Origin of the sequence: Roseomonas sp. 18066 (assembly GCF_902706185.1) — a bacterium.
Classification (GTDB): Bacteria; Pseudomonadota; Alphaproteobacteria; order Acetobacterales; family Acetobacteraceae; genus Pseudoroseomonas.
Map to the genome: position 1 here is coordinate 1 of NZ_CACSJM010000058.1, position 22,212 is coordinate 22,212.

Annotated in this window: 20 protein-coding genes and 1 tRNA gene; 14 read left to right on the top strand and 7 right to left on the bottom strand. The window is 68.3% G+C overall.

The annotated features are described in order from the left end of the window. The 8 genes from GVN67_RS30035 to GVN67_RS13645 form a co-directional block, all read left to right on the top strand. A partial coding sequence (locus GVN67_RS30035; RefSeq protein ID WP_159996784.1) for a DNA polymerase Y family protein occupies positions 1–1,542 on the top strand: 1,542 nt, incomplete at its 5' end. After that, complete coding sequence (locus GVN67_RS13615; protein ID WP_235035290.1) at positions 1,539–4,925, top strand: error-prone DNA polymerase; 3,387 nt, start codon at positions 1,539–1,541, stop codon at positions 4,923–4,925. The genes GVN67_RS30035 and GVN67_RS13615, both read left to right, overlap by 4 nt. A 133-nt stretch (positions 4,926–5,058) precedes the next feature. Beyond that, positions 5,059–5,379, top strand: a complete 321-nt coding sequence (locus tag GVN67_RS13620; RefSeq protein ID WP_235035291.1) for a glycosyl transferase family 39 — start codon at positions 5,059–5,061, stop codon at positions 5,377–5,379. A gap of 543 nt (positions 5,380–5,922) precedes the next feature. Next, positions 5,923–6,168 (top strand): hypothetical protein, encoded by a 246-nt coding sequence (locus GVN67_RS13625; RefSeq protein ID WP_159996790.1) that lies wholly within the window; start codon positions 5,923–5,925, stop codon positions 6,166–6,168. A gap of 253 nt (positions 6,169–6,421) precedes the next feature. After that, complete coding sequence (locus tag GVN67_RS13630) at positions 6,422–7,438, top strand: tripartite tricarboxylate transporter substrate binding protein (protein WP_159996792.1); 1,017 nt, start codon at positions 6,422–6,424, stop codon at positions 7,436–7,438. Positions 7,439–7,533: 95 nt separating this feature from the next. Then, entirely contained in the window at positions 7,534–7,758 is a 225-nt protein-coding gene (locus GVN67_RS13635) for a hypothetical protein (protein WP_159996794.1), read from the top strand. 56 nt (positions 7,759–7,814) lie between these two features. Continuing rightward, complete coding sequence (locus GVN67_RS13640; RefSeq protein WP_159996796.1) at positions 7,815–8,027, top strand: hypothetical protein; 213 nt, start codon at positions 7,815–7,817, stop codon at positions 8,025–8,027. A gap of 125 nt (positions 8,028–8,152) precedes the next feature. Then, the gene (locus GVN67_RS13645; RefSeq protein WP_159996798.1) at positions 8,153–8,521 is read left to right on the top strand and encodes a DUF6481 family protein; all 369 of its coding nucleotides are present in this window, start codon (positions 8,153–8,155) and stop codon (positions 8,519–8,521) included. A 283-nt stretch (positions 8,522–8,804) separates the two neighbouring features. Here the strand turns inward: GVN67_RS13645 and GVN67_RS13650 are convergent, their stop codons facing one another. The 3 genes from GVN67_RS13650 to GVN67_RS30040 form a co-directional block, all read right to left on the bottom strand. Further along, positions 8,805–8,996 (bottom strand): hypothetical protein, encoded by a 192-nt coding sequence (locus GVN67_RS13650; RefSeq protein ID WP_159996800.1) that lies wholly within the window; start codon positions 8,994–8,996, stop codon positions 8,805–8,807. Between the two features lie 181 nt (positions 8,997–9,177). Then, a complete protein-coding gene (locus tag GVN67_RS13655) occupies positions 9,178–9,402 on the bottom strand; it encodes a hypothetical protein (protein ID WP_159996802.1) in 225 nt (74 codons plus the stop codon). 41 nt (positions 9,403–9,443) lie between these two features. After that, positions 9,444–9,824 carry a helix-turn-helix domain-containing protein gene (locus tag GVN67_RS30040; RefSeq protein ID WP_235035292.1) on the bottom strand — a complete coding sequence of 127 codons (381 nt, stop codon included), beginning with the start codon at positions 9,822–9,824 and terminating at the stop codon, positions 9,444–9,446. Between the two features lie 229 nt (positions 9,825–10,053). On the opposite strand from GVN67_RS30040, the gene GVN67_RS13665 reads away from it, so the two are divergent. The 3 genes from GVN67_RS13665 (at position 10,054) to GVN67_RS13675 (ending at position 13,186) form a co-directional block, all read left to right on the top strand. Next, positions 10,054–10,320: a hypothetical protein gene (locus GVN67_RS13665; RefSeq protein ID WP_159996804.1), complete on the top strand. Its 267-nt coding sequence runs from the start codon at positions 10,054–10,056 to the stop codon at positions 10,318–10,320. Between the two features lie 163 nt (positions 10,321–10,483). Further along, positions 10,484–11,752 carry a site-specific integrase gene (locus GVN67_RS13670; protein WP_159996806.1) on the top strand — a complete coding sequence of 423 codons (1,269 nt, stop codon included), beginning with the start codon at positions 10,484–10,486 and terminating at the stop codon, positions 11,750–11,752. 399 nt (positions 11,753–12,151) lie between these two features. Further along, on the top strand, positions 12,152–13,186 hold the full coding sequence (locus GVN67_RS13675) for a hypothetical protein (RefSeq protein ID WP_159996808.1): 1,035 nt from the start codon (positions 12,152–12,154) through the stop codon (positions 13,184–13,186). A gap of 74 nt (positions 13,187–13,260) precedes the next feature. Here the strand turns inward: GVN67_RS13675 and GVN67_RS13680 are convergent, their stop codons facing one another. Beyond that, positions 13,261–13,848, bottom strand: coding sequence for a recombinase family protein (locus GVN67_RS13680; protein ID WP_368667240.1), 588 nt, complete (start codon positions 13,846–13,848; stop codon positions 13,261–13,263). A 488-nt stretch (positions 13,849–14,336) separates the two neighbouring features. Between GVN67_RS13680 and GVN67_RS13685 the strand changes: the two genes are divergently transcribed. From GVN67_RS13685 to GVN67_RS13695, 3 genes are read left to right on the top strand one after another with little or no spacing between them, the layout of a single operon-like run. After that, the gene (locus tag GVN67_RS13685) at positions 14,337–16,535 is read left to right on the top strand and encodes a DEAD/DEAH box helicase family protein (protein WP_235035293.1); all 2,199 of its coding nucleotides are present in this window, start codon (positions 14,337–14,339) and stop codon (positions 16,533–16,535) included. A 24-nt stretch (positions 16,536–16,559) separates the two neighbouring features. Then, positions 16,560–18,206: a class I SAM-dependent DNA methyltransferase gene (locus GVN67_RS13690; protein ID WP_159996812.1), complete on the top strand. Its 1,647-nt coding sequence runs from the start codon at positions 16,560–16,562 to the stop codon at positions 18,204–18,206. Beyond that, positions 18,207–19,400, top strand: coding sequence for a restriction endonuclease subunit S (locus GVN67_RS13695; RefSeq protein WP_159996814.1), 1,194 nt, complete (start codon positions 18,207–18,209; stop codon positions 19,398–19,400). It abuts the gene before it with no gap. On the opposite strand, the gene GVN67_RS13700 is transcribed toward GVN67_RS13695, so the two are convergent. From GVN67_RS13700 to GVN67_RS13710, 3 genes are all read right to left on the bottom strand, one after another. Next, positions 19,390–20,184: a hypothetical protein gene (locus tag GVN67_RS13700; RefSeq protein ID WP_159996816.1), complete on the bottom strand. Its 795-nt coding sequence runs from the start codon at positions 20,182–20,184 to the stop codon at positions 19,390–19,392. The genes GVN67_RS13695 and GVN67_RS13700 overlap by 11 nt on opposite strands. 15 nt (positions 20,185–20,199) lie before the next feature. Then, positions 20,200–21,579: a hypothetical protein gene (locus tag GVN67_RS13705; protein WP_159996818.1), complete on the bottom strand. Its 1,380-nt coding sequence runs from the start codon at positions 21,577–21,579 to the stop codon at positions 20,200–20,202. A 482-nt stretch (positions 21,580–22,061) separates the two neighbouring features. Beyond that, positions 22,062–22,136, bottom strand: a tRNA-Thr gene (locus GVN67_RS13710). Between the last annotated feature and the right edge of the window lie 76 nt (positions 22,137–22,212).

Sequence of the window (22,212 nt, forward strand, 5' to 3'; positions counted from 1 at the left end):
CCCCCGGAACCCCCCCCGGAACCCTCTGCCGGGCTGGCTTTCGCGGGCGGCCGCCGCTTCCTGGCGCTGCACCTGCCCGAGCTGCCGACCGACCGGCTGCGCCGCGCCCTGCCGGACCTGCCGCGCGACCTGCCCTTGGCCGCCTGGGACCGCCAGGGCAGCCGCCGCGCCCTGACCGCGGTGGATGACGCCGCCGCCCGCATCGGGCTGCATGCCGGCCAGGCTTTGGCCGATGCCCAGGCGATCTGCCCCGAGCTCCAGTTGCATCCCGCCGACCCCGTGGCCGATGCCGCGGCGCTGGAGTCGCTGGCGCTGTGGGCGCGGCGCTGGACCCCGCTGGCGGCGGTCGATCCGCCGGACGGGCTGCTGCTCGACATCACCGGCTGCGCGCATCTCTTCGGCGGCGAGCAGGCGCTGCTGGCAGAAACCCGCGCCCGGCTGCGCGCCGCCGGCATCGCCGCGCGGGGGGCGGTGGCGGGGCAGCCGGGCACCGCCGGCGCCCTGGCCCGCGCCCGGCGCGACAATCCGGTGATCCCCTCGGGGCTGGAGGCGCGGATGGTCGCGCCGCTGCCGATCGGCCCGGCGCTGCGGTTGCAGGACAGCCTGCAGGCGGCGCTGTCCCGCCTCGGGCTGCGCCGGCTGGACGACCTGCTCAGCCAGCCGCGCGGGCCGCTGCAGCGCCGCTTCGGCCTGGACTTCATGCAGGCGCTGGATGCCGCCGCCGGCCGCCGCAGCCTGCCGCTGACCCCCGCCGTGCCGCCGCCCGACCTGCGCGTCACGCTGTCCCTGCTCGAGCCGGTGGTGACGCGGACAGGGATCGAGGCCGTGCTGGAACGGCTGCTGGCCGCCCTCTGCGCGCGGCTGCATGGCGCCGGGCTGGGGGCGCGGCGGCTCAACCTGACCGCCTGGCGCGGCGACGGCACGCTGCAGGCCCTGGCGATTGGCACCGGCCTCGCCAGCCGCGAGCCCGCGCATCTGCGGCGGTTGTTCGCCGAGCCGCTGGGCAGCCTGCGGCCGGAGCTCGGCTTCGAGCGGATGGCGCTGGAGGCCTGGGCGGCCGACCCGCTGGCCATGGGCCGCCAGGCCGGGCTGCGGCTGGGCGAGGCGGGCGACGCCGCGGCGGCGGAGGCGCTGGCGCAGCTGCTCGACCGGCTGGGCCAGCGGCTGCGGCTGCGCCGCCCCGGCCCGCAGCCCAGCCATTGGCCGGAGCGGATGCAGCGCGCCCTGCCGGCCCAGGCCGGGGCGCCGCCGCGGCCGCCCGGCTGGGGCGCGGCCCCCGCGCCGGTGCTGCTGCTGCGCGAGCCCGCCTTGCTCGACCTGCCGGCGGGCCTGCCCGAGGAATTGCCGCTGCAGCTGCCCTGGCGCGGCGGGCTGCAGGCGGTGGTGGCGCGGCAGGGCCCGATGCGGCGGGAGCCCGAATGGTGGCGCGCCGCCCCCGGCACGCCGCGGCGCGACTACCACCGGGTCGAGCTGGCCTCGGGCGAGCGGCTCTGGCTCTGCCGGTCCGGCGGGCGCTGGCTGCTGCATGGCCACCTGCCGTGACCTATGTCGAGGTCGCCGCCCGCTCGAATTTTTCCTTCCTGGACGGCGCCTCGCATCCGGACGAGCTGGTGCGCACCGCCGCCGCCCATGGCCATCCTGGCATCGGCCTTTGCGACCTGAACGGGCTGCCCGGCGTGGTGCGCGGCCATTCCGCGGCGAAGGAAGTGTCCAAGGAAGGACAGGAAATCGGCTTCATGCCGGGCTGCCGGCTGCGGCTGCTGGATGGCAGCGAATGGCTGGCCTGGCCGGCCGACCGGGCGGGCTATGGCGCGCTGACCGCGCTGCTCTCGGCCGGACGGATGGAGGCGCCGAAGGGCGAATGCCATGTCACGCTGGAGCAGATGGTCGCCGCCGCCGGCGAAAGCCCAGGCGGCTGGGCCCTGGCCGCGGTGCCGCCGGCCAAGCCCGACGACAGCTTCGCGAAACGGCTGAAGCTGGTGGCCCGCGCCCTGCGGCGCCGCCTGGTGATGCCGCTGTTCCTCTATGCCAGCTGCCCTTTCGCCGGCGACGACGCCGAGCGGCTCGACCGGCTGGCGGCGCTGGCGGAACGGGCCGGCGCCCGGCTGCTGGCCGGCAACGACATCCGCTACCACGCGGCCGGGCGGCGGCGGCTGGCCGACCTGCTGACCGCCATCCGGCTGCGCACCACCGTCGACGCGCTGGGCCTGGCCGCCGAGCCGAATGCCGAGCGCCGGCTGAAATCCCCGGCCGCCATGGCCCGGCTGTTCGCCCGCCATCCCCGCGCCATCGCGGCCACCCTGGAGCTGTTCCAGGCGACGCGCGGCTTCTCGCTCGACCAGCTGCGCTACGAATATCCGGACGAGGTGCTGGATCCCGGGCTGGACGCGCAGCAGAGCCTGGCGCGCCGGGTCGAGGCCGCGATCGCCGAGCGCTGGCCCGGCGGCATCGTCGCCGATCTGCGCCGCCGCCTGACCCATGAGCTGCGGCTGATCGGCGAGCTCGGCTACGCGCCCTATTTCCTGACGGTGCATGAGATCGTCCGCTTCGCCCGCAGCCGGGTGCCGCCGATCCTGTGCCAGGGGCGCGGGTCGGCGGCCAATTCGGCGGTCTGCTACGTGCTGGGCATCACCGCCGTCGATCCGGCCGAGCACGACCTGCTGTTCGAGCGCTTCGTCTCCGCCTCGCGCGGCGAGCCGCCCGACATCGACATCGACTTCGAGCATGAGCGGCGCGAGGAGGTGATCCAGCATCTCTACGAACGCTACGGCCGCGGCCGGGCGGCGATCTGCGCCACGCTGATCCGCTACCGCGCGCGCAGCGCCATCCGCGAGACCGGCCGCGCCATGGGGCTGAGCGAGGATGTCACCGCGCGCCTGGCCAAGGCCAGCTGGGGCCCGGGGCGGGAGATGTCGATGGAGGAGCTGGCGGCGGAGGAGAAGCTCGACCTCTCCGACCCGCGCCTGGCGATGACGCTGCAGCTGGCGGGGGAATTGCTGGATTTCCCGCGCCACACCGCGACCCATGTCGGCGGCTTCGTCATCACCCGCGGGCCGCTGGTGCGGCTGGCCGTGGTCGGCAAGGCGGCGATGGAGAAGCGCACCGTCCTGGAATGGGACAAGGACGATATCGACGCGCTGGGCATCCTGAAGGTCGATGTGCTCGGCCTCGGCATGCTGTCCTGCCTGCGCCGCGGCTTCGACCTGCTGCGGCGGCATCACGGGCGGGACCTCGATCTCGCCAGCCTGCCGAAGGAATGTCCTGCCACCTACGGCATGCTGCAGCGGGCCGACAGCCTGGGGGTCTTCCAGGTGGAAAGCCGGGCGCAGATGAACATGCTGCCACGGCTGCGGCCGGAAAAATTCTACGACCTGGTGGTGCAGGTGGCGATCGTCCGGCCGGGGCCGATCCAGGGCGACATGGTGCATCCCTATCTGCGCCGGCGGCAGAAGCTGGAGAAGGTGACCTTTCCCGGGCCCAAGGGCGGCAACCAGCAAGAGATCTACGACGTGCTGCACCGGACGGAAGGCGTGCCGCTGTTCCAGGAGCAGGCGATGCGACTGGCCATCGTCGCCGCCGGCTTTTCTCCTGAAGAAGCCGACCAGCTGCGCCGCGCCATGGCCAGCTTCCGCGCCGATGGCAGCATCGAGCGCTACCGGGAAAAGCTGGTCGGCGGCATGGTCGGCCGCGGCTACGAGGAAGACTTCGCGCTGCGCGTCTTCGAGCAGATCCGCGGCTTCAGCTCCTACGGCTTCCCCGAGAGCCATGCGGCCAGCTTCGCCAAGCTGGTCTATGCCTCGGCCTGGATGAAATGCCACCACCCCGGCATCTTCGCCTGCGCCCTGCTGAACAGCCAGCCGATGGGCTTCTACGCCCCCGCCCAGATCATCCGCGACGCCCGCGAGCACGGCGTGCAGACCCGCCCCGTCGACATCAATGCCAGCCACTGGGACTGCGCCATGGAGGATGTGGCGGGCAGCGCCGACGGGCTGGCGCTGCGCCTCGGGCTGCGGCTGGTGCGCGGCCTGGCGGAGGAGGATGCGGCGCGCATCCTCGACGCCCGCCGGGCGCGCAACGGCGCCCCCTTCGCCGGCGTCGAGGAGCTGGCCTGGCGCGCCGGCCTCGGCCGTGGCGCGCTGGTGGCGCTGGCCGGGGCCGATGGCTTCGCCGGGGTGGGCGCCGGGCGCCGCCGCGCCGCCTGGGATGCGCGCGGCCTCGGCAGCGGCCCCCGCGGCAACAGCCTGGGCGAGCTGCCGCTGTTCAGCGCCGCCCATGCCGGCGGCGTGCTGTCCGGCGAGGCGCCGCTGCTGCCCGAGCCGCAATCCCCCTTGCCGGAGGAAGACGAGGGCGAGGCCATCGTCGAGGATTACGTCGCCACCGGCCTGACGCTGCGGCGCCACCCGCTGGCGCTGCTGCGCCCGACGCTGCAGGGGCTGGGCTGCGCCGACATGCGCGCCCTGCAGCATGCCCGGCATGGCAGCCGGCTGCGGATCGCCGGGCTGGTGCTGATGCGGCAGCGTCCGGGCTCGGCCAAGGGCATCATCTTCCTGACGCTCGAGGACGAGCATGGCGAGGCCAACCTGGTCGTCTACACCGATGTCGCGGCGCGCGACCGGGCGGCGCTGGTCGGCAGCCGGCTGCTGCTGGCCGAGGGGCGGGTGGAGCGCGAGGACGCCCATTCGGCCGTCCCGATCATCCACCTGCTGGTCGGCCGGCTGGAGGACCGCACCGCCCTGCTGGACGGGCTGATGCTGGGCGAGACCGCCGACGGCACCCGGCGCTGGGACCCCGGCTGGGCCGACCGCAACCTCGGCCCGGGCGACGAGGTGCGGCATGGCGGGCCGCCCGCTTCCCGCGGCGAGACGCCACCCCAGCGCCGCGGCCCGGATGGCGCCCGGCTGCCGCGCAGCCGCGATTTCCGCTGAGCGGGATGGGTTGCATCATTCTGGCTGATGGTATCCATCAGGATTCCAAGTTTCCTATTGATCGGTTGCCACCCCATTCTCTGGATCGACGGCAGGACAGCCTGCCCACGCAACGCAAACGAGGATGACGACCATGACCAAGATCTCCGCCCTTCTGGTTGCCGCCGGCCTGGCCATCGCCCCGGGCCTGGCCAGCGCCGCCGACCTTTACGACAACACCAACAATGCCTCGGCCATCGGCAGCCCCTTCGCCTATTCCATGCCGGTGACGCAGAGCGCCGATGCCCGCCTGCCGCTGCGGGTCGGCAATTCGGCCGGCGCCTCCACCGCGGCCCTGACCGAGGAGCCGGTGGCGACCAGCCAGGCGCGCGGCCCCGGCCTGCCGCTGGTGGTGGGCAATGCCGCCTCGGCCTTCGGTGGCCCGGGCACCGGGCCGCGCAGCACCCGCGGCTGAACCCTCGCCGCCGGATGGTGGCCGACGCCGCGCCGGGCAGCTCGCCCGGCGCGGCTTTTTTGCGTGCTGGCGCCAGGGCGGGCTGCCACTGGCGGTTGCGGCACGCGGAAAGATGACGTGTGAAAAGATGACCGGCCGCCGCGTGGGGCCGACGGAATAGATTCGATCCCCTCCCTCGTTGCCGTCGCCGCCATGGCCGCCGATCCGCTACGCGGCCGCTTCCGAACACAGCCGCGGGATGCGCGGCTTTCGCATCGAAATGGCCTTGCTGACGGTGCGGTAAACCGTCACATAACGCCCCGGTTAATTGTTTAAAAAAACACTCCACGATGCCTCTTTTGCGATGGCACACCGGCACCACCTCGCCGATGAGCCCGCAAGAAGGGGTGATTCGTGTCAACGCGCCCCGGCGGCCAGAATGGTGCTTCGATGGCGGCATTCCAGAAAGGAGCGGACATCATTTTCATCGATCACTCCGCGGGGAACAGGGCGCCCGGGTCGCGCGCCGCGGCCCCGGCCGGGCTGTCGCACGGGGCCTAGCCGATGGTTCACCCCACCAGGGCCGACAGCCTGGCCCAGAGGCTGGCCCAGCGGCTGGAGCCGTCGCAGGCGGATGCCGTGGTCAGCGAGGTGATCGGCCTGGCCGTGGCCGACCGGCTGCGCGCCGCCGGCCTGCTGAACCGCAACTGGATGCTGACCAATACCGGCCTGGCCGTGCGCGACATCCTGCTGAAGAAGCAGACCGACGGCCCGGCGGATGTCATGACCCCCAAGCTCGCCGCCGAGTGACCCGGCGCCCGGGTTAATTCGGCGTCATCCCGGCCAGGGCCAGGGCCAGGGCCAGAGCGTGGCCAGAGCCAGGGCCAGGGCAGGGGCCTTGCTTGGCCGCTGCACCGTGGCTGGCGCCGGCCGGCCCAAGCCTTGGGCGCGGCCTGCCCAGCGCCTGGGCAGCGGCGGTCCCGATACCGCAAAATCCGGCCGCGCCCCGCATTGTTGCACTGCGGCGGGAAGGATAGCCTCGCGGCGACCGGAGATTTGCCGCATGACCACCACCCGCGCCTTCCTGGGCCGCCACCTTCTGGGCCGCCGTTGCCTCGGCCATTCCCTGCTGGGCGGCGCCCTGCTTGCCGGGGCCGCCCGCCCGGCCGCGGCGCAGGGCGCCTGGCCCAGCCGGCCGGTGCGCATGATGGTGGGCTTCGCCCCCGGCGGCTTCACCGACATCGTCGCCCGCGCCGTCGCCGAGCAATATGCCGCCGAGCTCGGCCAGCCCTTCGTCATCGAGAGCCGCTCCGGCGCCTCCGGCACCATCGCCACCAATGCGGTGGCCAAGTCGGCGCCCGATGGCGGCGTGCTGCTGTTCGGCCATTCGACGCCCAACGCGGTGGCGGCGGCGCTGTTCAGCAACCTGCCCTACGACCCGCTGCGCGACCTGACGCCGATCGCCCAGATCGCCGTCCACCCGCATCTGCTGGTGGTGCCGGCGAGCTCCCCCTTCACCTCGGTCGAGCAGCTGATCGCGGCGGCGAAGAAGAACCCTGGCAGCATCACCTATTCCTCGGCCGGCATCGGCTCGGTGCACCACCTGGCCTGCGCGACCCTGGCGCAGAAGGCGGGGGTGGAGCTGACCCACGTGCCCTATCGCGGCAGCGCGCCGGCCATGGCCGATCTGCTGGCCGGCCGCGTCAGCATGACCATCGACGGGGTCAGCGCGGTGGCGCCGCAGATCGCCGAGGGCAAGCTGCGCCCGCTGGCGGCCGGCACGCTGGCCCGCATCGCCCGCTACCCCGAGCTGCCGACGCTGCAGCAGCTGGGCTATGGCGACATCGACGCGATGAGCTGGGTCGGCGTCTTCGGGCCGCCCGGCCTGCCGCAGCCGATCGTCGACCGCCTGGTCGCCGCCAGCGACCGCGCCATGCAGGCGCCGGCCATGATCAAGGTGATCGAGGATGGCGGCTCGCTGCCCGCCAGCCGCCGCACCGCCGAGTTCCGCGACTTCGTGGCGCTGGAGATCGAGCGCTACAAGGCGGTGCTGGGGGAGGGCAAGATCGCGCTGGAGTGAGCCGGGCGAACCTTTGCTCGCAGGGAAGTGGCTGGACCGGCACAACTGTTGCGTGTGCTCCTGCGCCACCTCCCTCCGACTTGATGGTGACGCCCTTGCTGTTCTCCGAGCCTGACCTCCGGCATTCCATGGTGATGCAGGAGGTGGCGTCCGCCCTGGTCGAGGCCGTGGGAAGCCTTGTCGGTCAAGGGGATGTGCAGCCCGGCGCGGCGCCCGGGCTGCTGGACAGCGCCATCCAGGGCCTGCCCGCCGGTGCCCGCTCGATGGTCCGGTTCGAGGCTCACAGGTTGTGGATGCGGCGAATCGACAATTTAGGGTAGCAGAAGCCCCAGCCAGGTGTTCATCCTGGTCCTGGATGAAGCGCAGGAAAATCACCGTGCCCGATATCGCAGCATCGACGACCGCCGTGCAGACCCTGGTCGATGAGATCGAGGAACTGGTGACCAGCGGGGAGGGCAAGGCCGAGGACGCCTTCGCCCTGCTGCAGCGCATGCTCGACCGCAAGCCGATCGTCTTCAGCCCCGCGGCCCTGCTGCGGGCCGAAGCCGCCAAGCTGCGCGACGACTATTTCAGCGGGCCCCGTCACTGAAGGACCGCTCCGGCGCGCCGGCCTGGCTGGACGCATCCCAGCCCTGTCGGCTTTGCCTGGATCAAGCCGCTGCCTGAGGCAGAGGCAACCTATGAATCCAGCACCGCTTTCTGTAAGTTGGCAGGATGAATTCACGAAAGAACGACACCGTCAACGACCGGCTGGCGACAGCCGCGAAGTCGAAGGAGGCGATGCTCGAGCGGTTCCGCGCCCGTCCGGGGCCGGATGATCCTGCCCTGATCGAGCAGCAGGCCGCCCGCAAGGCGATCAGCGATGCCCGTGACGCCCGCAATGCGGAGCGCAAGGCCGCCCGCGAGGCGGAAGCCGCGCGCCTGGCCGCCGAGAAGGCCGCCGCGCGCGAGGCGAAGATCGCCCTGGAGGCCGAGAAGGCCGCCGAGGCCGCAGCCGCCGCACGGCGCGCCGCCGCCCTGCCGGCCGAGCAGAAGGCCGCCCGCGACGCCCGCTACGCCGCCCGTCAGGCGCGCCGCCGCTAAGCGGCTGGCGGAACCGCCCCGCGCCCTTCTCCCCGCCTTTCGGCGGGGGTGGGAGGGCGAGGGGCGGCAGGGAAGGCCTGCAAGGGCGCCGCGTCCTCTCGGGGGATGCGGCCCAGGCCTTCCCGACGGAGAAGAACCCCCCCCCCGCGAAACCTGCCCGGGCCGAAGCCGCCCGGGACGCCACCGCCGGCCGGCGTCAGGCTCCGACACCGTGCCAGGCGCTGCGGCAAGCCGGGCGTTGCGTCAAACCAGGCGCTGCGGCAAGCCGGGCGCTGGCCGGCTTCTAGCGCCGCGCCTTGCCCTTCTCGATCTCGCGCTCGACCGCGCTGCGCTCGCTGGAGCCGACGCGGCGAATGATCTCGCGCACGATGGCGGGCGAAACGCGGTGCCGCTTGGCGAGATAGAGGATCTCTTCCTCGGTCTCGGCGGGCACGGCCGCGTTGGCGCTTTCGGCGGGCATCTTGTTCTGTCTCACGGGATAGTCCTGTTGCGGGGCTCTGCCTGCAGCAAAGCCGATTAAGAATGTCGCGTCCCGCGCAAGCCAGCGGGGTTCGACTGTCACTCCTTCCTTCATTCGCCCGGGCCGCATCGCATCCAGCGGATGCGGCAGGGCAGCTTCGTCTCCCGGATCCGCGCCGGCAGGCCCCGGGCAAAGGTCACGCCCGCGGCCGGGCCGCCCTGACCAGCACCGCGATGGACAGCAGGATGCCCGACACCAGCAGCCCGACCGAGACCAGGCCGGCCGGCGTCGCCCGCGCCGTCGCCACGAAGGACCGGCCGCCGCCGAGCTCGACCGCGACCCGGGCCGAGGCCTCCTCCGGATGGGCGGGCCGCGGCGGCAGCCCCACCGACCCGGCGCCCGCGACCAGCTGTTGTTCCATGTCGGACATCCTCCGGAAGGGCTTCACTGCCTTAACGCCGCTCAGTCTTCCGGGGCTTCAGCCTCCCCGCGGGGAGCGTCGCCGGGGCTCGCCGCCCGGGGCTGCGACTCCAGCTGACCGGGCATCGAATTCAGCGCGACGCCGATCGTCGCGGCGAAGCCGGGATGGGCGACCTGGCCGCCGGGCAGCTCGGCCTTTCGCAGCCGCACCCCGGCGCCACCGCCATTCTCGGGGATGAAGTCGACGCCGGCGGCTTCCATCGCCGCCTGCACCCTGCGCGCATTGGCCACGGAGCTGCGCTCCATGCCCAGCTTTTCCATCCTTTGGATCGTCGGCAGCGAGAGCCCTGATTTCTCGGCCAGATCACGCTGTTCCCACTCCAGGAACACCCGGGCCGCCTTGATCTGCTTGGCCGAAATCATGCCTCAACTATCATCCGTGATGCACGGCGCTTGACGCTCGATCCGGCATTCATGATGTCTGACACATCACGGGCGATGTTTCAAGGAGCATGCAGGGCAGGGTGGCAGCATGGCTGCCCCGCCGCCGCCGCGCTTTCTCACCCCTGGTGCAAATTCCGACAATTCTGGCGTTAACCGCCGGGCGCCGGACCGATCATGCTGAAGCGGGAACGGAATGCAGGGCGGATCCATGGCATCGTCAGTGAAGGTCGCGCGCGCCACCATCGATGCGCTGGTGCTGGAGCTCGAGGCCCTCGTCGCGGGCGGCTGCGTCCTGCCCGAGGAGGTCTTCGACCTGCTGCACCGGGCGATCGACCACCTGCCGGTGCAGGACCGCTGCATCCTGCGCCCGGAGGCCGAGAAGGTCAGCCGGGGCCGGCGGCGGATGCGGGAATATCCGAAGGCCCGGCCGCATCGGCGCGGCCGCGCCGCGGTGCCGGCCTATCTCAGCGGGTAAGCTCGAGGCCGGCGCAATCGGGGGAAAAGGGGCCAGGGCGTTTGCCGGGTGAGGGGATCGAACCCCCGACCTTCGGTTTACAAAACCGGCAAGGATTCGCTGTTTTCCGCCAAGGACAAGCCGCAGACTGATGATTGGTTGCACGTTGGTTGCGGGGCACAGGATGGCGACGAGTTTTCAGAAGCGGAAGCGTAAAGGCGGCTTCCGGTACACGGCGACGGTCCGGCGTGGAGACATCACGGTCTCCGCGACCTTCGATCTCAAGGACAGCGCGAAACGCTGGGCCGAGGGATGCGAACGGGCCATCGAGGACGCTCACGCCCGGCGGGTGGCATTCAACCGAGAGGAATGGGTTCTCCGCGGGCGGCCACGAGTCCTGAAAGCGGGGGACGAAATCCTTCCCCGCCCCCCGACCCAGGCTGAGATCGACGCGGACCCACGCCCGCGGATGGATTGGACGCTGCGTCGAGCCCTGGAACACTACGACCAGACGGTAACGGAACACCGCAAGGGATGGCGCCAGGAGCGGGCCCGTATTGCGATGTGGAAAGCGAGTGAAATCGCCTATCCCGACGGAAAGGTGGTGCGTCTGGCCGACAAGGCTCTGACGGCGGTCACCCGTGGTGACATGATCGCGTGGATGAAGACGCGGAAGACTACCAAAGGAAAAGCCGCGGGCCGGACCTGCGCGGCTTCGACCATCCGCAACGACCTGTCCCGTATCTCGGCGCTCTACACGCTGGCGGCCACGTCCGCAGAGGAAAAATTTGATGACCTCTGGGGATGGGGGCTGACGGGGCTGACCAACCCGACTGCGGGCGTGCCTCTCCCGAAGCTACCCGGCGGACGTGACCGGCGCCTCGGGACCATCCGCCGGGATGGCAACATCGTTCGTGAGGAGGACCTGATCGTCGAGGCGCTGCTGGCTGGGCAGGACGGCCTACAGATGGAAGCCTTCTTCTCGCTCGCCCTGGCGACCGGGATGCGCCGGTCGGAGATCTTGGATATCCGCATCAAGCAATGCGTCCATACGGAAGACGGGCCGGAGTGCTGGCGCCCGACCTCCAAAAACGGCGCCCAGCGTCGGGTTCTGTTGACCCGTCGGGCCGATGCGGCTTTGCAGCAGCGCATCATGGCCATGGCTCGCCCAACCCCCGACGCCAAGGTCTTCAGCCTGAACGGCGATGCTGTGGCAACCCGATGGGACAGCGCCATGAAACGCGCGGGCATTTCCGATCTCCATGTGCATGACCTCCGCCACGAGGCCCTGTCGCGGCTCGCCGCCCGTGGCTTCACGATTGCTGAACTCAAGCGGCAGTCGGGGCACAAATCGGATGCCGCGTTGCTGCGATATGTGAACGCCATCAGTGCGGAGATGCGGCGGAAGTTGGAAGACCCCGAACCGCCGGTCCAAATCGCCCGGGCCGCCTGACACGATCCTTGCGCGGCCCCAGGGCCGCGCGAGAGGATAGAACGCCGGGTATCACTGGGCCTGCCAGCCCTCCACCCGGCGTTCTTCTTTGGACGGTTCCAGCATGCGCCATCGGGGCAACACGCTCAAGGATTCCGCCCCCTTCCAGGGCGGTCATTGAACCCCCGGCGGACCGAACCACTCGTTCGGGACCGCCGCTCTCCCTCACTCTACGACGTCAACAATTTTGGTGCTGGGCTTCCTGAGCCCCTGAGCTTTCCCGGTGCCGGTCGGAAGCGGGACGCAACCTTCGCCATCGCGGCCCGCAAGCGTCGTGATGAAGCCGGTGAGGCCGCCCGCCTCCTTCTCCGCGGCGGTTTACGCGAGGAGGAGGTCTACGTCGCAGCCGAGGGAGACTCCTTGCTCGACCTCGCCACCTGCGGGGCGCTCCGCGAATACCTTGGACGGCAACGGCGCCGGTGGCATGGATATGCGGACCAAGCCCATGCCCTGAAAGCAAAATGGGGGCGGGACTACGCTGCCTTCTGCGCTTCCGAAGGAATCGCGCAGGTCATCCAGGTGGTGGTGCGAGCGCCTGTGTCCGTGTTCCCGCTTGCGTCTCTTCGCGCCAGCCACGCCCAGGACAGCGCCCGCCTTGGCGATCGCCTGCGCTACGGCCGCAAGCGTATTGCGCCCGATTTGTCCTGCGACCTGATCGGCGCCGAGATTCGGTCCGTTGGGCAGCATGGCGCAGAAGTAGACCTCCATTTCCACCTTGCGGTGCGTGCCAGCGCGAAGGATTGCCGCGCCATGCGCAGCTACTTCGAAGCGTCCGGTTGGTCGTGGTGGGATTCCCTGACAGGCGGCTCGGCTGAAATCGAGCGGTACCCCGGCGCCTTGGCTCAGTACGCCAGCAAATCCTTGGCCGAGGCGATCCGGGACGCCAGCGAGGACGGCGTCCCATTCTCGCCGAAGAACCTGGCGGAGTTACACCGGCAGACTCGGCACCTCGCCATGGTTCGCCCCACCGGCGCGTTCCGGGCGTGGAAAGGGCAGCTTGAAAGGAACCGCTTGGTTGTCGTCGAGGATGAGAATGGGCGCCTGACGACCCGCCCGCGCCGACGCATGTCAACATTCTCCAGGCTCCGCGACCGGCTGTTCACCAGCACCGGCTCACGTCTGCTGTGCCTGACGCTCCACGACTTCGGAGACGGCACGATGCGCCCGGCCATCCGTGTTCGGGGGCGGGATGACGTCACCTTCGGCGAGATCGCTGCTACCTATGAAGTCGCTGACGCCGTGGTGGCCGCGCGGCGTGCGCTCATCTCACTGGGGAGCACGGCTATCCCGGAATCCTTTAAGCCGCTTCCATGCGGAGGCGAAGGTCGGTCTCCTCCATGGTCCTCCAGGACATCGGCGGATGGCTGCCAAGAACAGCATGACGCCCCTTGGTGACCTTCCCCCTCTCCGCGGGATGCCTTGCCTCCTCCCCTCCGCAGGCTCACTGCCCTGCTGTGGGTGGTCCGTGCCTACTGTGCCGCCGGTGGCGCCAGAGGATGGCGCGCCAATGCGCGGTACAGGGTGGCCTCCGACACCTTCAAGAACCCGGCGACCCGTCGCGCGGGCTCACCTGACGCCAGCCGCTCCCGGGCATGGGCGACGTGCTCCGCTTTCAGCGCCGGACGGCGCCCACAGTGAACGCCTGCTCGCCTGGCCGCGGCCATCCCGGCCCGCACCCTTGTCCGGATCGTCTCACGTTCAAATTCCGCGAGGGTTGAAAGAATGCCGTAGATCAGGCGGCCGGTTGCCTGGGACGTATCCACCCCGTCGGTCAGCGAGCGGATGCCAACGCCGCGTTGGTGAAGCTGCGCCGCGAGATCGGCCAGATGAACGAGGGACCGCCCCAACCGGTCCAGGCGCCAGACAACAATGGTGTCGCCTTCCCCTACTGCGGCCATCAGGGCAGTGATACCGGGCCGGATCGCCTGGGCGCCGGTCACCACATCAGTGAAGATGTTGTCCTTGCCGACCCCGGCGCCTTGGAGTGCATGAACCTGTAGAGACAGGTCTTGGTCGCCGGTGCTCACGCGTGCATACCCAAAAATCCGCGCCATCATCTTCCTCCCAGAGTGAGACCACCTTCTGAGAGTCTGAAGGGCGCGGATTCCCTAGGTCAACGAAGTCGCGGAATGGCCTCTCAAAAGGTAATCCTTTCGTCGGCAATCCGCCTTCACTGAAGGGGCCCGTCAGGCCAAGCTCCAGATCCCGTTCCCATGGCGATGGAAAAGCTGATCACCACGCTGCTTCGTCCGACACCCCGGGCACCGTTCTTGAAGGGTGCGACTGATGGTGCGCTTGAAGGTGGGATTCAGGTCTCGCCCGCCTGCAAGGCGAACTTGCGCGGTGCGCTGGTAGATGTCGCGCAGATGACGAGGACGCCCCAATTGCCGGAGAGCTTCCAGGACATCGTCAGTCCAGGTCGGATCGTACGGTCGCCGCGGCATATCTATCCCTTCTCTTACTGTTGACCGAGACCGTATAATCGGCCGCGACAAGTCGAAAAAGAGGGAGCACTGGCAGCCCAGCCACCTCAGTGCCTTTGTCGATGAAAATCGCCGTGCTACCTGATTTCGTTATGCCTCCGTCAAAAGCTCCCGAAGCGTTTTCCCGAGTCGTGATTGACGCCCAGCTTCGGGATGCGAAGTGGCACCTGACAGACGGGCGATCCGTTCGATATGAGTACGTGCTGCCTGACGCCACGAAGGCGGACTACGTCCTCAGCGACCGGCACGGCCGCGCCCTCGCGGTGGTAGAGGCCAAGCGCCGCGCCATCGACCCGCTGGGCGCCGAGAAGCAGGCCCGCGATTACGCCACCCAGCTTGGCGTCCCATTCGTGTTCCTCGCCAATGGTAAAGAAATTTGGTTCTGGGACTTCGAGCGGGAAGCTCACCCCCATCTGGTCAAGACTTTCTTCAGTCAGGAGGATCTGGAGCGCCGCGCCGCAGCCAGGGCAACCCAGAAGGATCTGATGCAGGTCGGGACCGATCCCAAGGTCGCCGGGCGCCCTTATCAGCGGGAAGCCATCGACGCCCTGTGCAAGGAGATCACCATCGGCCGCCGCAAGCTGCTGGTCGAAATGGCGACCGGCACCGGCAAGACTCGCACGGCAGCGGCCTTTATCAAGCGCCTGTTCGAAGCCGGGCTGGTGACCCGCGTCCTTTTCCTTGTGGACCGCATCCCACTGGCCAAGCAGACCGAGGATGCCTTCGCTCAATACCTTCCGGATCTGCCCGCCTATGTCCTTCGGGCCGGGCGCAGGTTTCAGGACGAGAAGCGCATTACCATCACCACGCTGCAAAGCATGGTGAACCTCTATTCGGAGTATTCCGCCGGGTACTTCGACCTCATCATCTCCGATGAATGCCACCGCTCGATTTACGGCAAATGGTCGGGCGTACTGAAATATTTCGACGGCATCCAGGTCGGCTTGACCGCCACACCCTGCGTCGCGTCCCCCGAAGTTCTGGCGGCCCTCTCGGACGAGGAGGACACCGCGTTCATCCGCGACACCTTGCGGTTCTTCGAGTTGGACAAGCCCACCTACCGCTATACGCTGAAGCAGGCGATCCAGGAGGGGTTCCTCGTACCCTATCGCATCTACAAGGCCCTGACGGTCAAGACGGCGGCGGAGGGCGGCTTCCCGGTCCACCGCAGCGAATTGGATTGGTCCGCGATGGACCCCGAGACCAAGGCCGAGCTTGAAGCGCTGTTTGCCAAGGGTGACCCGATCACCATCGACCCGAACGCCTTGGAGCGCCGGTTCACCATCCCGGAACGCAACAGAGCCATCGTCCGGGAATTCCGCGACGTCGTGCTGAAAGGCTACACCGGCAAGGACGGCGTCCGGCGCTTCCCGGACGACGGCAAGACCATCGTCTTTGGGGTCACCAAGCGCCATGCCGCGACGCTGGCGCAGATGCTGGACGCGGCTTTTGCCGACAGGAAGCCGGACCCCGCCATCCGCTATGCCGACTTCGTCGTATCCGGCGCGGAGAGCCCAGCAGACGATACCTCCGACGCGATGGCGAAGATCGCCCGCTTCAAGAAGGAGGCGTTCCCCCGCATCCTGGTCTCCGTCAACATGCTGGACACGGGTTTTGACTGCCCGGAGGTCGTGAACCTGGTCATGGCCCGGTTCACCAAATCGGCGATTCTGTATCAGCAGATGCGGGGACGAGGCACCCGGACGGCGCCGAGCATCCACAAGACCAGCTTCACCATCTTCGACTTCACCGGCGTGACGGACTTCCACGGCGACGCTGAGGACGTGCCAGCCGAGGGCGGCTTCGTGGTCACGGCCGAGAAGGGCAAGGATAAAGGCAAGCCGCGCGGCCTGCTGGTGCTGGACGTCAACGACCATATCGACCCGACCACGCGGGGCTGGGTGACGCTGGACGAGGATGGCAACCAGATCCGCACGCCCGAGGGCGACGCGCAGGCTGCCGAACTCGGTGCCCGGTTCGAAGCCTGGCTTCTGGCCCATGAGAGCCTGAATCCCGACCAAGTGCGGCTGCTGCGTATGCTGGGCGAGGTCATCAAGGCCAACGCGGCCGATCTCGAAAGCGTCGAGACCTATCACTTCACCATGCCGCCCTTCTCAGGTATGGGCGGGCGCCGCATGGTGGAGGCCGCCTTCGGAGGCGCCGCGCAGCTTGACGCCGTTCTGGCCGGGCTGAACGCCGCTGCTTTCCTTCGGGACGCGCCGGATGCACCGCAGCCCGACACGCCCCACGCTTCCATCTGACACCCTGCCGCTAGGATTATCCCCATGCCGATGACGGCTGACATGCGCCGCGGCGTCGACCAGATCCGCGACTATCTCTATGGCGGTGGCTACCCGGACCCGGTGAGCAATGCGGAACAGCTTTCGTTCCTCTTCTTCTTCTACCTCGTCGAAGGATTGGATCAGGACAACGCCGACCGCGCCCGCGCCACCAAGCTCCCCTTCACCAGCATCTTCGCCGGTGAACCCTGGACGCTGAAGAACCCGCTGAATGCCGCCGCACCCGGCCAAGCCACCATCCCTCGGGACCGACTGCGTTGGAGTGTATGGGCGCGCGGCATGAGCGGCGCAGGGCTGGTGACTTTCGTGCGCGACGAGGTGTTTCCATTCTACCTGGAAGTGGCGGAACGCTCGGCCGTGAACTTCATGGACGGCGCCCGGCTGGTCATCGACGAGCCGACCGTCCTCGCCCAGGTCGTGACCCTGATTGACAGGCTGCGCCTGGACGATGCCGACTCGGACACCAAGGGCGACCTGTTCGAGCACATCCTCAAGCAGATCAAGCAGGCAGGCGAGCTCGGCCAGTTCCGCACCCCACGCCATATCATCCGCACCATCGTCGCCATGCTAGACCCGAAGATCGGCGAGACCATCTACGACCCCGCCGCGGGCACCGCTGGTTTCCTGGTCGCGGCCTTCAACCATATCCGGCTGGCCAACTCCGCCCAAGTGGAAGAGGTGGAAGTTGATGGCAAGACCATCCGGCGCGGCCACGGCGAGAGGCTGACCGCCGCACAATGGAGCACGCTGAACAACGCCACCTTCTATGGCAACGACGTGGACCCGAAGATGGTCCACCTCGCCACGATGAACCTGACGCTGCGTGGGCTGGCCAATGTCCGCATCCTCAAGCGCAATGTGCTGACCTCTACGCTGGACCGCGAGGAAAAGGCCGAACTGGGCCTGCCCGATGGCGGCTATCGCGTGGTGTTGGCCAATCCGCCCTTCTCCGGGCGGCTCGACAAGGACCGGATCGTCGATGACGTGAAGGTGGGCACCAGCACCGCCACCGAACTCCTGTTCCTGAAATACATGATGGACAGCCTGGATGCCCGGGGCCGCTGCGGCGTGGTGGTGCCGGAGGGGCTGCTGTTCGGCTCGACCGGCGGCCACAAGGAAATCCGCCGCAAGCTGCTGGAAGGCTACCGGGTGGAGGCCGTGCTGTCCTTACCCGGCGGTGTGTTCCAGCCCTACAGCAGCGTGAAGACATCCGTGCTCGTCTTCGCCCGGGGCGCCGCCACGGAGCGCGTCCTGTTCCTGCATGCCGACACGGACGGTTACAAGATGGATGCTCAGCATGACCAGCCGGTGGAGGCCGATGATCTGCCCGTGCTGGCGGACGCTTATCGGAACCGCGACGCGCTTTGGGCGGAGTGGCAGGGCCGGGATCCGGCCGCAGAGTGGACGGCCAAATGGTGGTTTGCAGAGATGAGCGCCATTCGGGCACAGGACTTCAACCTGTCTGCCGGTCGCTACCGCCCTATGAGCCAGATGGCAGCAGAGCACCGCGACCCGGTGGAGTTGCTGGAAGAACTGCGAGCTATCGAGACCGAGATCCTGGCTGAGGTAGACGGCTTGATGGAGGCACTTCGGACAGTCGATCACATTGCCAGCAAAAGCGAAGCTGCTTGAATGCCCCGCCTCAACGAGCTTGCTGAAATTGTCCGCGGCGTTTCCTTCGATAAGGAGGATGCTTCTGATACTCCGTCGCCGGAAAGGCTGCCAATCCTGCGGGCAGGCAACATTCAAGAGACGCTGCATCTCGACGAAAACTTGGTTTTCGTTCCGCACCACCGGGTAAGCACGAGGCAGATGTTACTAATTGGCGACATCGTCATTTGCATGTCGTCCGGAAGTTCCGAAATTGTAGGCAAGACAGCAGTCCTCGAAGGTCATTGGGTTGGAAGTGTTGGAGCCTTCTGCGCAATCATTCGTCCTCGCAAAGGCATTTCTGTTCCAGGATATATTGCGTCTTGGCTTCGCTCGCCTGCTTTCCGTGCGTGGAGTAGCCGGTCTGAGGGCATTAACATCAAGAATATCCGTCGCTCTGAACTAGAGCAGCTTGAGGTTCCACTTCCACCCTCTGACGAGCAAAACCGTATTGTGGACCTCCTTGATCGCACCACCAGCATTCGCAGGCTGCGGCGGCAGGCGCAGGAGACGGCCCGCCAGATCGTCCCCGCCCTGTTCAACAAGATGTTCGGCGATCCAGTGGCCAACTCGATGGGATGGGCTGTCCGGCCGCTTGGCGAGATTGTGGCTGGTTTTGAGGGTGGTCGGAACCTCCAAGCTGACGCCGAAACCGGCGCCAATGGTGTGCTCAAAATCCTAAAAGTGAGCGCCGTTACGTCCGGCAGTTTCAGAGCTACTGAAGCGAAGCCTGCGCCACCCAACTATGTCCCCCCCTCACATCATTTCGTGCGTGATGGTGACCTACTCATCAGTCGGGCGAATACGGCCGAACTGGTTGGCGCCACGGCCATGGTCCGCAATCCCCCACCAAACCTCCTGTTGCCCGACAAGATTTGGCGAGTTCTGTGGCGCGAGCCAACGCAGGTTACGCCAGAGTTTCTCCTCGCCTGGTTCAAGCAACCAGGCATCAGAGCTGCCATGTCGCGCCTTTCATCCGGGACCAGCGTAAGCATGCGGAACATCTCGCAGGGGAGACTTTCGACGGTTGGCATCATATTGCCGCCTCTGGAATTGCAGCGGCAATTTGCGGCGCAGAGCGCCTCCCTCGAACGGCTTACGATGGATCAGATGACCGGCCAGCACATCGAGCGTGCGCTGACCGTCACTCTCCAGGCGAATCTTTTCAGCGGCTGAACCCTGGCGGTGATGGCGGGACGGGTGCTGAGGAGGCAGAAAAACATTCACCCTCAGGGGGTGGCCAAACCCCCAGCGGCGCCCCTGGCTGATGGCCGCCAACGTCAGGCCAGCGCTGTAACGCCTCGCCACCCACCCGATCCAGTTCGCGCAGCAATGCCCGACGCTCCGCCTCACCGGCGCCTACACGCCGTAGGCGAGCACAGATGCCGATGGCTGCCGTGCCGGTCATCGCGTTGATGGCGGCAGCATGGGCAGGGGCAAGGAATTCGACCGCTTCAGGGATGCAGCCCGGCGCCACCTCCGGCTGGCCCGACAGTTTCCACTCCGCATAGGCTACCGCCGCCGCCGCTCGTTCCCGCAGCGGCACGGAGCAGCCGCGCGCCAGCCGCTCCCGCAGCGCTTCCCGGCGGTTCAAACGCCGCGCGGTGGGGTGGCGCCCATCGAATCCTTCCCAAGGGTCCGGCAGCGCCAGTTGCGCCAGCAGCGCGGCCATGCCGCCCAACAGGCGGAACAGAGTCTGGCCTTCCCAGGACCGCAGGAACCCGGCGACCAAGTCGTCCCGCCGTGGCGGGACAGGGCGCCGCAGCCGCCGCCACCATGCCCAGCGCACCAGGCGCCGCGCCCGCTCTCGCAGACCCGCCCGCAGGGCCAGAACTTCCAGCCAGGATGGTGGGCGCCCGAGACGCTGCCTCAGCCAGCGGACCAGAACATGATCGGGCGCATCCATCGCGGGGACGTCGGCCCCATCGGTGAAGGCCAGTTCGAACGAAGCGGACGGCATGGAATGATCCTCCGATTATCGAGGCCCAGGCGTTGGAGCGTTGCCGGGCGCTGAGCCAGAGCGCAGCCGGTCCAGTTCATGCGCGAGCCTGTCCCGCTGGGTGCCCAGGCTGGCGGCGGCCTCGGAAATGGCGGCAAGGCGGGTTTCAGCCTGCTGCAATGCCTTCTGCGACCGTTCGGCTTCGATGCGGGCCAGGGCCACACGCCCGGCCGCGACGGCTTGCTCCTCCGCCCGCGCGACCTCCGCCGCCTCCCGCGCCACCGCCGCCGGGGCCATGCCGCGCAAGCCATGCAGCAGGGCGCCAACCCAGACGCCGATGCCACGGGCGCCGGTCCGAACCCGCTCGGCCTCTGCCCGCGCTGATCCAAGGATTCGTCGCGCCTCACCCCGCGCTTGGTCGATGAGAGCTTGGCCACGAGCCGCGAGCCATCGCGTCCGCTGTTCCGCCTTTGCTTGCGCGGCCTCGGCCGCATCAGCGGCGGCCTTCGCCTTGATCGCCTGCTCCCGGGCGGTCCTGATGGCTGCTTGGGCACGTTCCGCCGCGGCACTCGCCCGTACCTGCAAGGATTCGGCTGCGGCCTTCTTTGCGTTGGCGGCGCCGGTCACCATCGCGGCGGCCTGTCGGGCCGCTTCCGCATCCGCCCGTGCTGCCTCAGCCGCCCTCTGGGCCTCGGCGGCGGCCGCAACCCCGGCCTTCTCGGCGTGCCACTCCGCCCGCGTCAGGCGTCGCCGCGCCGGTCCGATCCGCGCCAATGCGCAAGGAATACCGACCGAGCGCCAGAAGCCATCCTGCATGGCGCGCATCGCCCGGCGATAGGCGTGATCACCGGCCGCGTTGGCGGCCTTGGCCTCGGCCCCTTCGGCCAGGGCGGCGGATTTCGTGTTTTCCTTGGCTGCCACGCCAGGATGCAGGCGCCGTGCCCGCATGTCCGCGTCCCGGGGAAGGACATAGGCGTGAAGGTGGGCGTGCTTCTCATCGACATGGCGGATGACGGAAGCTAGGTTGTCGCCCCATTGGCCTCGCAACCAGGCAAGAACACGTTGTTCCCACGCCGCTACCTCTGCGGCGATCTCCGGACTATCCCGAACCTCCGCCATGGTGGCCGGGTGCGACGCGACCACCGTCATCAAGGTCAACTGGTCCTGGCGAATCTTGCGGGTCTTCCCGCCCGCGATGGTTGCCAAAGCGGTAGCGGCTTGGCGGTCGTGGGAAGTCCGCAAATCAACCAGGGATAGCCCGAAGACCACGTCCGGCGGTTCAGGGCTTTCAACGTGCGGGCATGACCCCGGGCGCCTCTCGGCTTCGGAGAGGACGTAATCCACCGACCGGCCCCGCGCATCAGCTTTGCGCGCGTAGCCCTCGATATGCACGAACTGGTAGCCGCGTCCCTCCATCCCCCATTGGTTTGCCGCGGGGATGCAAGGCACAAGCAATCCAGCAAGCAGGCGCTTCGCATAGTGACCGACTACCGCTATTCCACCGGGCTGCGCCCGCCTCCATAGCCGTCGGCTCTCCGAGGGGTTCTTCCGGGGCTCCACCCCTGCCGGACGGCGTCCTTTCGACGACGTCCCTGCCCACTTACGGTCAGAAGGACTGAGGGCAGGACCCGGAGGCGAAAGATGCCGTTGCAGCCCTCATAGCACCGGCGATCATGGACATAGCCTTAGAGCCGTTCGTGGGGGGTGCCGGATACTTCCCGCTCTCGCCGCAGGGCCGATTCGGGAACAGGCCCCTGAGTTGCGGTTGCACCATGGTTGCGGGGCAGCGCATAAATTCGTGTACAAGTCGAGAACACGTCATTTGCAGCAAGACGCTGGCAGGGAAGGAAATTTCCAAAATTCCCCAATGTTGACAATACCTTAGTCAACAAATTTGGTGGTGCCGGGTGAGGGGATCGAACCCCCGACCTTCGGTTTACAAAACCGCTGCACTACCGCTGTGCTAACCCGGCCCGGCCTGCGGGTATCCCCTTGAGGCCCGCCCCTTTTGCCGCCTTTGCCCGGTCGCAGCAATCCCCCGATCGTCGG

Coding starts and splice junctions, on each gene's coding strand:
- GVN67_RS13705 (WP_159996818.1), bottom strand. CDS start 21,579: ATGGAGGGACGCGGCTACCAGTTCGTGCATATCGAGGGCTACGCGCGC.
- GVN67_RS13655 (WP_159996802.1), bottom strand. CDS start 9,402: ATGGAACAACAGCTGGTCGCGGGCGCCGGGTCGGTGGGGCTGCCGCCG.
- GVN67_RS30040 (WP_235035292.1), bottom strand. CDS start 9,824: ATGATTTCGGCCAAGCAGATCAAGGCGGCCCGGGTGTTCCTGGAGTGG.
- GVN67_RS13690 (WP_159996812.1), top strand. CDS start 16,560: ATGCCGATGACGGCTGACATGCGCCGCGGCGTCGACCAGATCCGCGAC.
- GVN67_RS13630 (WP_159996792.1), top strand. CDS start 6,422: ATGACCACCACCCGCGCCTTCCTGGGCCGCCACCTTCTGGGCCGCCGT.
- GVN67_RS13645 (WP_159996798.1), top strand. CDS start 8,153: ATGAATTCACGAAAGAACGACACCGTCAACGACCGGCTGGCGACAGCC.
- GVN67_RS13670 (WP_159996806.1), top strand. CDS start 10,484: ATGGCGACGAGTTTTCAGAAGCGGAAGCGTAAAGGCGGCTTCCGGTAC.
- GVN67_RS13700 (WP_159996816.1), bottom strand. CDS start 20,184: ATGCCGTCCGCTTCGTTCGAACTGGCCTTCACCGATGGGGCCGACGTC.
- GVN67_RS13620 (WP_235035291.1), top strand. CDS start 5,059: ATGACCAAGATCTCCGCCCTTCTGGTTGCCGCCGGCCTGGCCATCGCC.
- GVN67_RS13665 (WP_159996804.1), top strand. CDS start 10,054: ATGGCATCGTCAGTGAAGGTCGCGCGCGCCACCATCGATGCGCTGGTG.
- GVN67_RS13685 (WP_235035293.1), top strand. CDS start 14,337: ATGAAAATCGCCGTGCTACCTGATTTCGTTATGCCTCCGTCAAAAGCT.
- GVN67_RS13680 (WP_368667240.1), bottom strand. CDS start 13,848: ATGATGGCGCGGATTTTTGGGTATGCACGCGTGAGCACCGGCGACCAA.
- GVN67_RS13695 (WP_159996814.1), top strand. CDS start 18,207: ATGCCCCGCCTCAACGAGCTTGCTGAAATTGTCCGCGGCGTTTCCTTC.
- GVN67_RS13625 (WP_159996790.1), top strand. CDS start 5,923: ATGGTTCACCCCACCAGGGCCGACAGCCTGGCCCAGAGGCTGGCCCAG.